A 13949-nucleotide genomic window follows, 5' to 3' on the forward strand; every position below is an offset into this window, starting at 1 on the left:
AAAGTCTCTACTCAAAACCTCGATTATTTTTTGGGGGGATTACAAATGCACCATGAAATACCTGGAAAGCTCCAAACTGGCCGGCTTTCTTGCGCACTTGCCACTGGCTCAATCGCAGCTGGATTATTATCAAGGAAATCGCAACAAATATGCCCCAAAAAAGCCACTGAACGTCCAAGCCAATCCAACGAGACAGCGATTCGTGAAAAATTAGAAGTAATGTCAATAAAACGAAGGTGCTTATTGATAAGATCTGTAAACATGCAGCGATAAACTGCCGAAGCTCCTCCAATGAGTTGTCCTTATCATAATATTTTCGTCCTGCAGCTCCGGCTACGCTTAAACCCGCAACCGCAACTAAAGCCGCTAGTAACATCTGGAACATCGCTACCTCGCCATACTCTTCGGGCCTTAGGTAGCGTGTGAGTATTGGTAACAAAGCAAATGGAATGCTAGCGCTCAAAATATTTGCAATTATGTAGACCATTGACCCTGAGACCAAACTTGATCTAAAAACATTGCGCATGGGACCAATATATTTAATTAAGCCACCTCGCCCATTTGAGCTAACATCTGTTTCTGATAGTAACGTATTTAGCCACGGTATAAGGGCAATAAAAAATACTCGAAATTATGAATAAAATAAGTTGTTCGTCATATTTCTAATGTTATTAAACTTTCTAAATTGAGCCTGACCTATAGCTTTGAGAAGAAGACACAACCACATTGGCAAATTGTACTATCAATAATAAGGTTTCATCGAAGTATCCCAGCAGGCCTCAGAAAAACCTTCTAGCCTTGCTTTCAGACGCCTAGGTCATCGACTAAGCGAAACACACGATTTTTTGTCTCATAACGTTCATGCTAATCAAGTTGGCTTTACATTAATTTCACAATACCATTTATAAATATGCTTGCAGTTTACTGTTTTTCACCTCCTAGATTTTGACAATCGGATATGATGCATGCTTTTCGCTGTCAGCCTCTAGAATATCTCCTACATCATGGACAAGGGGCTGAAATAGTCCCCAAGCTCGAGCTACCACACAAACAACACACCCCCAACCCCACAACACCCCATAACCTTGATATATTACGCACCCGCCACCCACACGCGCCGAGACCCCATGACCAAAAAAACCACACCCCCCACCTTCGCCGACACCCTCTCCCAGCTCGAGACCCTGACCGCTCGCCTGGAGGATAACGACACTTCCCTCGAGCAGTCCCTGCAGGACTTCGAGCAAGGGGTACAGCTTATCCGTCAGGCCCAGCAGGCGCTACAGGAAGCTGAACAAAAAGTGAATCTGCTGATGGCAAAGGATGGCGAACCGGTAACAGCGCCCTTTAACGAGTCAGAGGCAGGGAACGAAACGGAGTGAGCAGGTCTCTCGACGCCTTCATGGACCGGGCTCGGGCCCGCTGTGACGCGCAATTAAGCCTCCTCGGGGCACTTTCAGAAAAGCCGGGGCAGCCGGACCATTCAGAATCGGTGCTAGCGGCACTGGCGACGTTTGAGCCGGCAGTGGTCTATGCGCTGCAGGCCGGCGGCAAGCGCATCCGGCCCTGCCTGGTGTACGCTGCCGCGCGGGCGGTGGCGGGCTCCGAGGTGGACACCGAGGAGCAAACACAGGGTTCCGCGCTGGATTACACCGCCTGTGCGCTGGAGCTTATTCACACGTATTCCCTGATCCACGATGATCTCCCGGCCATGGACAACGATGACCTGCGCCGGGGCAGGCCGACGTTGCACAAGGCTTATGATGAGGCCACCGCCATTCTGGTGGGGGATGGCTTGCAGGCCCGGGCATTCGAGCTGATCACCGCGGCGCCGGCGCTGTCTGCCGAGAAAAAAGTGAGCATGATCAGTGTGTTGGCGCAGGCCTCCGGCCTGGCGGGGATGGTCGGCGGGCAGTATATTGATATCCAGGCGACCGGTAACAGGCTGTCGCTGGACGAATTGCAGGCCATGCATGCGCTCAAAACCGGCGCCCTCATCCGGGCAGCGCTGGTCCTGGGTGGCATTGCCGCGGGCGCCTCACAGGCGCAACTGGCGGCGCTGGAAGCCTATGGCACGCATACGGGCCTTGCTTTCCAGGTGGTGGATGACATTCTGGATGTTGAAAGCACTACCGAGGCGCTCGGCAAGACCAACGGCAAGGATGCCCAGGCGAACAAGGCCACCTATGTCACTCTGCTGGGGCTGGCGGGAGCGCGGGAAATTGCCGAGCATTTGCTGGATTCAGCGCTGGTCGCAGTGGAGGAACTGGACGATTCGGCCGACATGTTGCGGGAGCTGGCGCGCTTCATTGTGCATCGGCGCACCTGATATGACCTGGGCCGCCTGACCTGCGGTGCAAGTACCTATGTGAACAAGTGGCCCAGCTTGGCGCCCTTGGTCTTCAAATACTTCTCATTGTGCGGGTTGCTGTGGCTGTGCAGAGCCACCCGCTCCACCACTTCCACGCCGTTTTCTTCCATGGCCGCCACTTTGCGCGGATTGTTGGTCATCAGGCGCACGCGGCTGATTTGCAGGTGCTGCAGCATCGCGCTGAGGATACTGTAGTCGCGCATATCCGCGCCAAAACCCAGTTGCTCGTTGGCTTCCACGGTGTCCGCACCGGCATCCTGCAGTTTATAGGCCTTGATCTTGTTCAGCAGGCCGATGCCGCGACCTTCCTGGCGCAGGTAGAACAGCGCCCCGCGGCCCTCTGTGGAAATGGCCTTCAGCGCCGCCTCAAGCTGCGTGCCACAATCACAGCGCAGGCTGAACAGGGCATCGCCGGTCAGGCATTCGGAGTGGATTCGGGCCAGTAACGGCTCGCCATTATTCACGTCACCCATGGTGAGCACGATGTGCTCCTTATTGGCGTCCGGGTCTTCAAAACCATGAATATCGAACACACCCCAGGCGGTCGGGAGGCGGGAGGATTCTACGTAGCGTACTGGCACGGCATTGGGGCTCAATTTGAAAAAGGGGCGTAGTTTAGCACTTTATCAGGGTACGTGTGGCCCAAAGGGAACGGGGCAAGGTGCAAGAACGGGGTAAAAACCGTTACCAGCTTCTGGACAGCGACAATACGCCATTACTCTCGCGCAGCTCCACATGCTGCAGGTAGGTCATACCCAGCAACGGTGTGGAGGGGTAACCACCCTCGATAATGGAGGCCCGCACATTCTCTACCCGAATGCCGCCGACCTCAACCGATGCCAGGTTGACCGTCCAGGCATCTACCAGGCTACTGGCCGTCTCCAGCTTTGAGGGGCTACCGGTTTCCTTATAATTGATTCCCATAGCCGCCGCCTGGCCCGAGTTGATGGCGACAACGTTGGCCCCGGTATCCACAATGACCTGAACGCTATTGCCGTTGATCAGCGCTGTGGTGATGTACTGCATGCGCTCATTGCGGGGAATATCCAGCCGCCGCTGTTCCGGGGCCTGGTAACTGGTGGTGATATTGCGGTGCAGGCCCAGCTGCCGGCGCTCGCCGTTAATTTCCAGCAAAGCCACGGTGGCATCGGCGCTGATAAGCTTTACGCCCTCATAACTGTCACCGGCACGCAGGGTCTTACGCGTACCATTGATCTTGAGTACCACCGTATTGGGTAACAGCGCCTCTACCGTCACCGATGCAGCCTGCACGCCAACCGCCTGCGCCAGCAACATCACCGTTACCAGCAATAGAGCCCACAACGGCCTCAAACCGCGCTTAACCACAGGGCTATCTGTACCGTAATACAGGCCATAACCCCCGCCAGGATGTCATCCACCATAATGCCGAAGCCACCCTTCACATTCTTGTCCAGCACGCCGATGGGCCAGGGCTTGGCAATATCAAAAATCCGGAACACCACAAAACCGACCACAATCCACAACCAGTCCGCCGGCATTGCCCACATCGTAATCCAGTAGCCGACAAACTCATCCCAGACAATGCCCGGATGATCGTGCACATTCAGCTGCTCACTGGCGCGACCACAAATCCACACCCCCACAACCGCGGCCACCACCACGAACAGCGTATACCACAGCAACGGCCAGTCAGAGATGAGCAGAAACACGGGTACCGCCACCAGCGTACCCATCGTCCCCGGCGCCTTCGGCGACAAGCCACTGCCAAAGCCAAAAGCAAGAAACTGCACCGGACTACGAAACACAGCGGGGGCCTGAACAGGCGCGTCAGATTTGCTCACCATCAATCACTTCCCATCCCTGAAAGCCAACAGTGTACCCCCCTTCCCCTCCCACAGGAATCACAAGGCCTTCAGCTACCCCGGAGCAAGGCAGCAGCGAGTTTTCCGCCTGTGAGACCCCCACCTACCCAGGAGCAAGCCAGTGGCGGCTTTTCCGCCTGTGAAACCTCCAGCCACCCCGGAGCAAGGCAGTGGCGGCTTTTCCGGCTGTGGGACCGTCGGCGGCCAAGGACGGCCGCCGCCGAGCCTACAGGGATGTACTCGTGGCGTGTCCCACAGCCGGAAAAGCCGCCACTGCCGCCCCCGAAGCACTCAAGCCCAAAGCCCCAAAGCTAATCAAAAATGCTGATATCCACGCACCAACCCCTCAGCCCCCGCACAAACAACCCCCGCCCCCGCCAACACCGCCCCAACCCGCGTACAACCCCGCGGCACCGCACTCCCCTCAGGCAGGCAAAAACACAGCTCATAATCATCCCCAGCGGACAACGCCCAGGCCAACGCCTGCTCCCGGTCGGGGTGGGCCTGCAGCGCCGCCGACAGCGGCAGGCACTCACGGTCAATCTCGATCCGCACCCCGCTGGCCGCGGCAATATGGCCTGCATCCGCCAGCAGGCCATCGGAAATATCAATGGCGGCACTGGCGGTATCCAGCAACAACGCCCCCAGGGCCAGTGGTGGCAGGGGCCGGAAAAAACGCCGTTCCAGGTATTCCGCCGCTTCGGGTTCGGGCTGGTAGCGTCCCTCCAGAATCGCCAGGCCGCCACCGGCATCCCCCAGCGTGCCGGACACATACACCCCGTCACCCACCTGCGCACCGCTGCGCAACAGCGCCTTGCCGGCGGGCAGCGCACCGAGCACCTGCACACTGATGGTCAGCGGCCCGCGGGTCGTATCGCCACCCACAAGGGGCAACTCCAGCGCCACGGCAGCCGCGGCCACACCCTGGCTGAAACTGTGCAGCCAGAGCTCGTCCGCTTCGGGGAGGGTCAGGGCCAGGGTCATACCCAGCGGGCGCGCGCCCATACCGGCCAGGTCAGACGCAGCCGCCGCAACCGCCCGAAACCCCACATCCTCCGGCAGGCTCTCCTCCGGAAAATGCCTGCCGGCCACTACGGTGTCCACCGAAGTCGCCAGTCGCTCATGGGGAGCAAGGGCCAGGATGGCGCAGTCATCGCCCACGCCCAGCTCAACCGCGGCACCGCGGCCATAGGCCGAAAAGTAGCGGGCGATAAGCGTGAATTCGTTGGCCGGCATCAGCGGGCGGCGTCGGTTTCAGCCTTGCGCAGCTGGCGGGCAGCCTTGTCCAGTACACCGTTGATGTACTTGTGGCTGTCGGTGGCGCCAAACTTTTTCGCCAGTGACACCGACTCATTGATCACCACCTTGTAGGGCACATCAATGCGCTGCATCAACTCGAAGATGCCCATGCGCAGCAGGCTGCGTTCAATCGGGTCGAGTTCATCCAGCTTGCGGTCCAGCAGGGGCTCAAAAGCATCTTCCAGGTCGTCAACGCAGGCCGGCACGCCGTGCAACAACGCCTGGAAATACTCCAGGTCCACATGGCTGAAGTCGTAGTCGGCGCGAAACTCGGCCTCAATCTGCCCCAACGGGGCCGCGGCCATGTGCCACTGATACAGCGCCTGCAGGGCATAGTGACGGGCCTTGTGGCGCTCGGCGGCGAGGGTATTGCGGGCTTGTTTGTTCACAGTGGCTTGCTTGCGCTCCCGATCTGGCCAAACAGGCTGACCATTTCCAGTGCCGACATCGCCGCCTCCGCGCCCTTGTTGCCGGCCTTGGTACCGGAGCGCTCCACCGCCTGCTCGATGGAATCCACCGTGAGCACGCCGAAGGAGATGGGTATGCCGAACTCCAGGCTCACCTGGGCGATACCCTTGGTGCACTCGCCGGCAACATAGTCAAAGTGCGGGGTACCGCCACGGATTACCGCGCCGAGGGCGATAATGGCGTCAAAACCGCCTTTTTGCGCTACCCGCTGGCAGACCATGGGGATTTCGAAGGCCCCGGGAGCGCGCACGATGGTAAGCTGGTTCTCACTCACGCCATGACGACGCAGGGTGTCGATCGCGCCCTCCAGCAGGTGCTCCACCACAAAACTGTTCCAACGGCCCACTACCAGTGCGTACTGGCCGCTGCTGCCGGTAAAATCCCCTTCCAGTGTCTTGATCTCTTTCATACCTGTTTTCCTTACTATTACGAAGCCGCCGTGGCGGCTATCAGCTGCGGGCATCCGGCGCCAGATATTCGAGTACTTCCAGGTCAAATCCGGAAATCGCATTGTACTTGATTGGCGCGCCCATCAAATGGATTTTTCCCACCCCCAGATCCTTGAGGATCTGTGACCCCAGGCCGACGATGGTATAGGTGTCCGGCTGGGCGGCGAGGCTGGACGGCGCCTGTCCCAACGCCATGTCCACACTATCCAGCAGGCGCGCATCACTTTCGTGGCCGGCCAGCAGCACAATCACCCCGCGACCTTCCTCCGCCACCCGGGCCAGACAGGCGCCGATGTTCCACGAGGCGCGCTCGGGAATCTCGGTAGTGATCAGGTCGCGCATCGTGGCGCCCACATGCACCCGCACCAGGGTGGGTTCCCAGGCGTGGATCTCGCCCTTGGACACGGCGAGGTGCAGCCTGCCCGCCGTATCATCACGATAGACGGTAAGCTGGAAACTGCCGTAGGAGGTCTGGACCTGCCCTTCCCGCACGCGCTCAATGGTGCGCTCGTTCACCATGCGGTGATGGATGAGACTGGCGATGGTACCGATCTTCAGGCCGTGGCGGGCGGCAAATTCCACCAGCGCCGGACCGTCGGCGAGCACGCCCTCGGGGGTGAGGATGTCGGCGATCACGGCCGCCGGCAGCAGCCCCGCGAGGCCCGCATAGTCACTGGCCGCCTCGGTATGGCCGGCCCGGGTGAGCACGCCGCCGGGCATCGCGGTAAGGGGGAAAATATGCCCGGGCTGGACGATATCGCCGGGCACGGCCTGGGGTGCCACTGCCGCCAGCACCGTGCGCGCGCGGTCGGCGGCGGAAATCCCGGTGTCGATGCCAACCGAGGCCTCGATGGACAGGGTGAAGTTGGACTTTTCGCCCCGCCCTTCGGCGACCATGGGCGGCAGGTTCAGCTGTTGGCAACGCTCCTCGGTCAGCGCCAGGCAGACCAGGCCACGGGCCTGGCGGGCCATGAAGTTCACGTGCTGCGCATCCACATGCTCCGCCGCGACCATCACCACGCCTTCGTTATTGCTGTCGTCATCGTCGTCCACCAATACCACCATACGGCCCTGGCGGATATCGCTGATCAACTCGTCTACTGTGTTTACGTGCATAAAAGTACCTGCATGGAAATCGGATCCTTGTGCGGCGGCGCTATTTGCGCAGATAGCCGTTATCGGCGAGGCTCGCAAGCGAGATGCCGGCGTTGCTGTTGGCGGGGTCACCGGGCTGTGCGGCGGCGTCGCCCAGCACCAGGCGCTCAAGATAGCGGGCGATAACGTCCACCTCAAGATTGACCAGGGTGCCTGGTTGGTAAGTGGCGAAAACGGTTTCAGCCCAGGTCTGGGGAATGATGTTGAGATCGAATTCAGCGCCGTTCACCGCATTCACGGTAAGGCTGGTACCGTCCACACAGATGCTGCCTTTCTGGGAAATATATTTGGCCAGGGCATCCGGCGCACGCATGACATAACGGTAGGAGCGGCCGTCCTCGACGACGCTGACCACTTCGCCCAGGCCGTCCACATGGCCGCTGACAATATGGCCACCCAGGCGGCTGGCGGGGGTCAGGGCCTTTTCCAGGTTCACCCGGCTACCGGGCTTGAGTTTGCCCAGGGAGGTGAAGTCCAGGGTTTCCCGGGACACATCCGCCCAGAAACCGTCGCCGGGGAGTTCGGTTACCGTCAGGCAGACACCATTGGTGGCGATACTGTCGCCCAGGCCGACGTCATCCAGCGACAATTTGCCGGTATCAACCCGCAAGCGCAGGTCGCCCCCGGTGGGCTGCAGGGCCTTGATGGTGCCAACCGCCTGGATAATACCTGTGAACATGGTGCGCTTATCCTTTTAATGGGACTTTGGTAATGAGATGTCAGTAACGGGGCATGGCGGTAAAACGCCAGTCCCGGCCAACCCGGCGCACGTCCGCCAGCTCGAGATCGACCTTGTCGGCCATCTGTGACAACGGCAGGTGCAGCAACGGCTGCGCGAGATTCCCCATCAGGGTTGGTGCCATGTATACGATCAATTCGTCCAACAGGCCCACCTGTAACAGGCTGCCCGCCAAACGCGGGCCACATTCTACCAGAATTTCGTTGCAATGCCGCGCGCCCAGGGCATCCATTAACAGGGCGAGGTCCAGGCCATTGGCGCCACGGGGCAGGCCGAAGGTTTCGATGGTCGCCTGCGCGTCTGCTCCAGGGGGAAGTGGGGGCGCCGGCAGTGCCTCATCATGACACCAGAGGGTGGGGGCATCGGCATTGAGGATGCGCGCACCGAAGGGCACCTGCAGGCGCGAATCCACCACCACGCGCAAGGGCTGGCGGGCACTGGCACGGGCGGCCTCCACGGCGGGCAGGCCCAGCTCCCCGGCGCGCACAGTCAGTGCGCAGTCATCGGCTAGGACGGTGCCGCTGCCGGTCACAATGGCGCAGCTCATGGCGCGCAGGCGCTGCACATCCTGGCGCGCTGCGGGCCCGGTAATCCACTGGCTTTCACCGGATGCCATGGCGGTGCGCCCGTCCAGGGACATGGCCAGTTTCGCCCGCACCCGGCCCCGGCCCCGGCGCATGCGGGCGATAAAACCGGGAATGACCCGTTCGGCCTCCGCCTGCAATAGCCCGCACTCGGTTTCTATTCCCGCGGCGCGCAATCGCGCCAGGCCCTGCCCCGCCACCTGCGGGTTGGGATCCTCCATCGCCGCCACTACCCGGCTCACCCCCGCCACTACCAGGGCGTCGGCACAAGGGCCGGTCTTACCGTGGTGACTGCAGGGCTCGAGGGTGACATAAGCGGTAGCGCCCCGGGCGTCGCCCGCCGCTTTCAGGGCCTCTATTTCGGCATGGTTACTACCCGCGGGCTGGGTAAAGCCCTCGCCAATAACCTGGCCGTCACGCACCAAAACGCAACCCACATGGGGGTTGGGCATGGCCCAGTAACGCCCGCCGCGGGCCAGTTGCAGGGCCCGCGCCATCATGCGCGTGTCAAAAATGGAATCAGGCATGGTCAACCGGCACTCAGGGGGCGTCGTTGCGCTCCTTTTTGGGTTCCGCTTCCAGGCGTTCAATCGCATCGCGAAATTCAGCGATATCCTGGAAACTGCGATAAACCGAGGCGAAACGCACGTAAGCCACCTGGTCGAGTTGCTTGAGGTGGTCCATCACCAGCTCGCCCAATACACGGGAGCCCACCTCCCGCTCCCCGGTGGCGCGCAGGGCGTGCTTGATCTGGTTAATGGTGGCCTCTATATCTTCAACAGACACCGGGCGCTTCTCCAGCGCGCGCTGAAAACCGGCGCGCAGCTTATTTTCGTCGAAAGGTTCACGATTGCCGTTCTGCTTGATCACCCGCGGCATGACCAGCTCCGCGATTTCATAGGTGGTGAATCGCTCCCGGCAGCTCAGGCACTCGCGACGGCGGCGGATCTGGTCGCCCTCGGCAACCAGGCGCGAGTCGATCACCTTGGTATCGTCGGCGCCACAAAAGGGGCAGTGCATGGTGTTACCCTCGTTTCAAGTGGCTGAATAGTAACATATCCGCCGCGGCGAACACGCGCTGGCAGTAGTCCTTCGTACCGCGGCGAAACCGCCAGGATATACTCTCAATCCGCCTGAAATGGTAATATCGGTCTGGAATTTCCGGAGCCGGAGAGTAGCGCTTGAATGTCTCCGTCATCATGACTGCCTACAATTCGTTTGGCGATGCACGTTGAGCAGGCACGGCCGGGAACCTGCCTGTCGGCCGGGTATCACAAGCTGCCCATGTCGGTCAGCGAAGCCGTCGGCGTAACCACTACCTCAGAATCCAGGACAATGGTTATTGCGCACCTCATTAATTGTGAGACCTCAATCTCGCTCGAAAGCGCCGCAAAACCGTTCTGATTCTTGTGTTGGCTTTACTCCCGGTATAGCGTCCCTTGGCGATATGGCATATTCGATAAACGCCGGGAATTGATACCGGTTCACCCTGGCTTTGCAGCAGCCAGCGAAAGACGCGATCCTCATGGCACTTGGCGAACTGTTCGACCGGTTTTTGGTAGAAACCAATATGACGGCAGTAACCCACCGCCCGGCATACATCGCCGTGGGCAATCTGCAGCGGGCCGGTGGCACTGGACGGACGCTCGATCGTAAACAGGCTGGCTACAACATCCAGTATCCGGGGTTTGCTGGCGGCGGTGAGCATCACGTTATCTTTCGCAAGCAGATCGGTGGTTCGTTCTTCCTCGGGAAAAACCAGTGCATCCCGGCGTCCCTGTAATACATCAGCCAGAACGTCCAGGCAGCCCTCGCGAAACATCAGGTCGCAGTCCGTAAACCAGACCCAGTCGGCACTGGTTTCCAGTGCCGCCCGGTTGCGGCCAATGCTCCGGCGAAACAACTCCTGGCGTGGCAAGGGGCGCCAGTTCCAGGTAACCCCGGGAACCAGGTGAGTGGCGAAAAACTCCAGCAGGCGCTGGGTCCGACTATCCTCCGGGCAATAGAATACCGTCATGGTAACGTCCAGCCGGGTGGGTGGAAACAGGACCAGGGAACTGAGCTGGTAGGTCAGGAAGTGGCTGTATTTCCAGCAGTGACTGACCACTTCGAGTTTCAGGCGCCCGGTCCTCGCCGCGCGGGCTGCCACTGGCGGCAGATCCGACTCAAACCAGCGAGCGGGCACCCACCCCTTGGCGGCGGAATGATAAAAGGCGAGACGAAGGGCATCAAGCATCATTATGCAGGGAGCTCGGATCGCAAACCGACTGAGCTTAACGCGAGGTGTCAGTCTCTGTCTATCATGCAAAAACCTCGGCTTTGCGCCGTAAAAATGCCAGTCGTGGGCCGGATTTGCCACCAGCGCCAAATCGGGAGACAGTAGCGGGCCAGAATTGATAGAGGCCGGGCTGCGCTATGCCCACGATCCACAATAACAACCGGAGAACCCGCCATGGCAACCCTTGATGACGCCACGCTGCGCGCCGCCGCCGACAAACTCATCCGCGCCCACCAGCAGGCCTCGGTGGATAATGAATGGACTTTTTTTGTGGACGAGATCTACGCCCCCGATTGTATTTACACCTGCGAGTACGCCGGCGTGATGAAGGTGGTGGCCAACGGCATCGACGAGATCAAGTCCACTCACTACGGCCGCGACATGCAGGTGGGCTGGGAGGGCTGGACCTTCCCCTATGAGGGCGTTTACACCGGCACCGACAATCGCCTGGTGACCCACTGGGTGAACCGCGGGCCGGGCCAGCGCCCCGGGGGCGGCCACTATGAAACCCCTGGCATATCCTTCATCACCCTGGATGACGATGCCAGGATTGTTCGCCAGTTCGACCTGTTTGACCTGGCACACCAGATGCGCCTGTGTGACGAGCTGGCCGCGGCCGGGCTGCTGTCGCCGGCGCTGCTGGAAAACTGGGTAAAGCCGATGAAGGCGCGCCTGCGGGCGCAGCTTGGCGAGGACTGACCTAAGAAAGAAGCCCTGGCTGGGCCCGCGATGGCCCGGACGCCATAAGAACGGCAGCAGGGGCCGGGATTTGCTATGCTGGACGACCTCGCCAAGGAGAACACCATGCTGAGAACCACAGTACTGCGTTTTACCCGCCCCGCCGTCATCGCCGCACTGATCTGCAGCCTGGCCTTACCCACCGCCACACTGGCCCAGAAAACCGCGCGCCCCGTGCTGCTCGGCAAACATTGGGTGGCGGTGACCGGCAAGCCCCAGGGGGCTACCGCCGGTGCGATGATGTTCCAGCAGGGAGGGAACGCCATCGATGCCGCGACGGCCATGCTGGCGGTCACCTCCACCATGTGGGACGTGCTCGGCTGGGGGGGTGAAACCCAGGCCCTGATCTATAACCCGCATACCGGCGAGGTCAAGGGTATCAATGCGCTCGGGGTTGCACCCAGCGGCGCCACCCCCGAATTCTTTCGCGACCAGGGCATGCTGTATCCACCGGAATACGGCCCCCTGGCGGCGACGACCCCCGGCACACCGGGCGGGCTGATGGTAATGCTGGCGGAGTACGGGCGCCTGAGTCTTGCGCAGGTGCTGGCGCCGGCCATGGAAATGGCCCGGGGCTACCCCATCGAGGCAACCCAGGCCCGCTATATCGAGAGCCGCCGGGATATCCTCGAACAATGGCCCAGCTCGCGCCGGGTATTCCTGCCGCACTACGATGCCGACAAGCCGGAACAGCGCGCGGCACCGGCGCCCGGGGAGATCTTCCGCCAGCCCGACCTGCTCGCCACCCTGCAGAAGCTGGTGGATACCGAAGCCGAGGCGCTGGCTGCGGGCAAGGATCGCAAGGCCGCCATCCAGGCAGCCTATGACCGCTTCTACCGCGGTGACATCGCCGCCGAAATCGTCCGTGGCACCCAGGCGGAGGGCGGACTGATTACCGCCGAAGACCTGGCCAGCTGGGAGGTCATCATCGAGGAGCCGGTCAGCACCAACTACCGCGGCATCGACGTCTATAAGCTCACCACCTGGACCCAGGGCCCTGTTTTGCTGCAGACCCTGAATATCCTGGAAGGTTTTGACCTCAAGGCCATGGGCTACAACAGCACGCGCTATATCCACACGCTGTACCAGGCCATGAACCTCGCCTTTGCCGACCGCGATTTCTACTACGGCGACCCCTACGTGCCCCCGGCGGAGCCCATCCAGGGCCTGCTGTCGAAAAAATACGCCGAACAACGCCGCAAGCTGATGCCCGCGGACCACAACCTCACTGACCTGAAGCCCGGTGACCCCTACGCCTTCCAGCGCGGCAAGAATCCCTTTGAAGCCCTGCGCCAGGCCTGGGCCCCGGTTCCCCCCGCCGCCGAGGCCGAGGGCGCGGAAGGCTTTCAGCAGGCCAACACCATGACCGCCGACGAAGCTTTCCTGGCCGGCACCACGTCCATACAGGCGGCCGATGCGGAGGGCTGGGTGATTTCGGTAACCCCGTCGGGCGGCTGGATACCCGCGTTTATCCCCGGCAATACCGGGGTCGGCCTGAGCCAACGCATGCAGAGCTTTGTCCTGGACGAGGCACTTAATCCCTACAATGTGGTGCAGCCCGGGCAGCGGCCGCGGGTCACCCTCACCCCCAGCCTGGCGCTGCGCGACGGCAAGCCACTGATGGCGTTTTCCGTACAGGGTGGCGATACCCAGGACCAGAACCTGCTGCAGTTCTTCCTCAATATGGTGGAATTCGACATGAACGTGCAGCAGGCCGCCGAGGCGCACAATATCCTGAGCTACCAGATGCAGAGTTCTTTTGGCGCCCACCAGGCGGAACCGGGGCGGTTACAGGTAACGCCGCTGGTATCGCCCTTTACCCGGGCCGAACTGGGCCGGATGGGTTACCAGGTAGAAGTGGTGGAGCGCACGTACAACCCCACTACCGCCATCTGGTTTGACCGCGAACAGGGCACCATGCACGGCGGCGCCAGTGATTACGGGGACGACTACGGTATTGCGTGGTAACAAAAAAGGGGGCCGCGGCCCCCTGGTTCGTTCATTCGCCGGCAGTTTCAGCGGAA

16 protein-coding genes are annotated in these 13949 nt (G+C 60.8%); 4 read left to right on the forward strand and 12 right to left on the reverse strand.

Annotated features, from left to right (window positions below; all coding sequences use genetic code 11):
* Nucleotides 1–7 precede the first annotated feature (7 nt).
* The gene (locus tag CWI75_RS18930) at nucleotides 8–526 is read right to left on the reverse strand and encodes a lipopolysaccharide biosynthesis protein (RefSeq protein WP_101522015.1); all 519 of its coding nucleotides are present in this window, start codon (nucleotides 524–526) and stop codon (nucleotides 8–10) included.
* 601 nt (nucleotides 527–1127) lie between these two features.
* Between CWI75_RS18930 and CWI75_RS13320 the strand changes: the two genes are divergently transcribed.
* A complete protein-coding gene (locus CWI75_RS13320) occupies nucleotides 1128–1382 on the forward strand; it encodes an exodeoxyribonuclease VII small subunit (protein ID WP_101522016.1) in 255 nt (84 codons plus the stop codon).
* Nucleotides 1379–2329, forward strand: a complete 951-nt coding sequence (locus tag CWI75_RS13325) for a polyprenyl synthetase family protein (RefSeq protein WP_241521221.1) — start codon at nucleotides 1379–1381, stop codon at nucleotides 2327–2329. Before CWI75_RS13320 ends, CWI75_RS13325 begins: the two co-directional genes overlap by 4 nt.
* 35 nt (nucleotides 2330–2364) lie before the next feature.
* Here CWI75_RS13325 and ribA read toward each other — a convergent pair whose 3' ends face one another.
* The 11 genes from ribA to CWI75_RS13380 form a co-directional block, all read right to left on the reverse strand.
* The gene (gene ribA / locus CWI75_RS13330; protein ID WP_101522018.1) at nucleotides 2365–2952 is read right to left on the reverse strand and encodes a GTP cyclohydrolase II; all 588 of its coding nucleotides are present in this window, start codon (nucleotides 2950–2952) and stop codon (nucleotides 2365–2367) included.
* 103 nt (nucleotides 2953–3055) lie between these two features.
* Nucleotides 3056–3718 carry a retropepsin-like aspartic protease family protein gene (locus CWI75_RS13335; RefSeq protein WP_146003597.1) on the reverse strand — a complete coding sequence of 221 codons (663 nt, stop codon included), beginning with the start codon at nucleotides 3716–3718 and terminating at the stop codon, nucleotides 3056–3058.
* Complete coding sequence (locus CWI75_RS13340; RefSeq protein ID WP_101522020.1) at nucleotides 3700–4197, reverse strand: phosphatidylglycerophosphatase A family protein; 498 nt, start codon at nucleotides 4195–4197, stop codon at nucleotides 3700–3702. The genes CWI75_RS13335 and CWI75_RS13340 overlap by 19 nt, the downstream gene beginning before the upstream one ends.
* 333 nt (nucleotides 4198–4530) lie before the next feature.
* On the reverse strand, nucleotides 4531–5451 hold the full coding sequence (thiL, locus tag CWI75_RS13345) for a thiamine-phosphate kinase (RefSeq protein WP_101522021.1): 921 nt from the start codon (nucleotides 5449–5451) through the stop codon (nucleotides 4531–4533).
* Nucleotides 5451–5903, reverse strand: a complete 453-nt coding sequence (gene nusB / locus CWI75_RS13350; protein ID WP_101522022.1) for a transcription antitermination factor NusB — start codon at nucleotides 5901–5903, stop codon at nucleotides 5451–5453. Before nusB ends, thiL begins: the two co-directional genes overlap by 1 nt.
* Nucleotides 5900–6391 (reverse strand): 6,7-dimethyl-8-ribityllumazine synthase, encoded by a 492-nt coding sequence (ribH, locus tag CWI75_RS13355; RefSeq protein WP_101522023.1) that lies wholly within the window; start codon nucleotides 6389–6391, stop codon nucleotides 5900–5902. Before ribH ends, nusB begins: the two co-directional genes overlap by 4 nt.
* Before the next feature lie 40 nt (nucleotides 6392–6431).
* Entirely contained in the window at nucleotides 6432–7547 is a 1116-nt protein-coding gene (gene ribB / locus CWI75_RS13360) for a 3,4-dihydroxy-2-butanone-4-phosphate synthase (RefSeq protein WP_101522024.1), read from the reverse strand.
* A gap of 40 nt (nucleotides 7548–7587) precedes the next feature.
* On the reverse strand, nucleotides 7588–8265 hold the full coding sequence (locus CWI75_RS13365; protein ID WP_101522025.1) for a riboflavin synthase: 678 nt from the start codon (nucleotides 8263–8265) through the stop codon (nucleotides 7588–7590).
* 40 nt (nucleotides 8266–8305) lie between these two features.
* On the reverse strand, nucleotides 8306–9436 hold the full coding sequence (gene ribD / locus CWI75_RS13370; protein ID WP_241521222.1) for a bifunctional diaminohydroxyphosphoribosylaminopyrimidine deaminase/5-amino-6-(5-phosphoribosylamino)uracil reductase RibD: 1131 nt from the start codon (nucleotides 9434–9436) through the stop codon (nucleotides 8306–8308).
* 13 nt (nucleotides 9437–9449) lie between these two features.
* Nucleotides 9450–9929, reverse strand: a complete 480-nt coding sequence (gene nrdR / locus CWI75_RS13375) for a transcriptional regulator NrdR (RefSeq protein WP_101522026.1) — start codon at nucleotides 9927–9929, stop codon at nucleotides 9450–9452.
* Nucleotides 9930–10263: 334 nt separating this feature from the next.
* Nucleotides 10264–11148 (reverse strand): glycosyltransferase family 2 protein, encoded by an 885-nt coding sequence (locus CWI75_RS13380; protein WP_175580224.1) that lies wholly within the window; start codon nucleotides 11146–11148, stop codon nucleotides 10264–10266.
* 213 nt (nucleotides 11149–11361) lie between these two features.
* Here CWI75_RS13380 and CWI75_RS13385 point away from each other — a divergent pair, with 213 nt between their 5' ends.
* A complete protein-coding gene (locus CWI75_RS13385; protein ID WP_101522027.1) occupies nucleotides 11362–11886 on the forward strand; it encodes a nuclear transport factor 2 family protein in 525 nt (174 codons plus the stop codon).
* A 105-nt stretch (nucleotides 11887–11991) separates the two neighbouring features.
* The gene (locus tag CWI75_RS13390) at nucleotides 11992–13893 is read left to right on the forward strand and encodes a gamma-glutamyltransferase family protein (protein ID WP_101522155.1); all 1902 of its coding nucleotides are present in this window, start codon (nucleotides 11992–11994) and stop codon (nucleotides 13891–13893) included.
* The last annotated feature ends 56 nt before the right edge of the window (nucleotides 13894–13949 follow it).

The organism is Kineobactrum sediminis, assembly GCF_002868715.1.
GTDB lineage: Bacteria > Pseudomonadota > Gammaproteobacteria > Pseudomonadales > Halieaceae > Kineobactrum > Kineobactrum sediminis.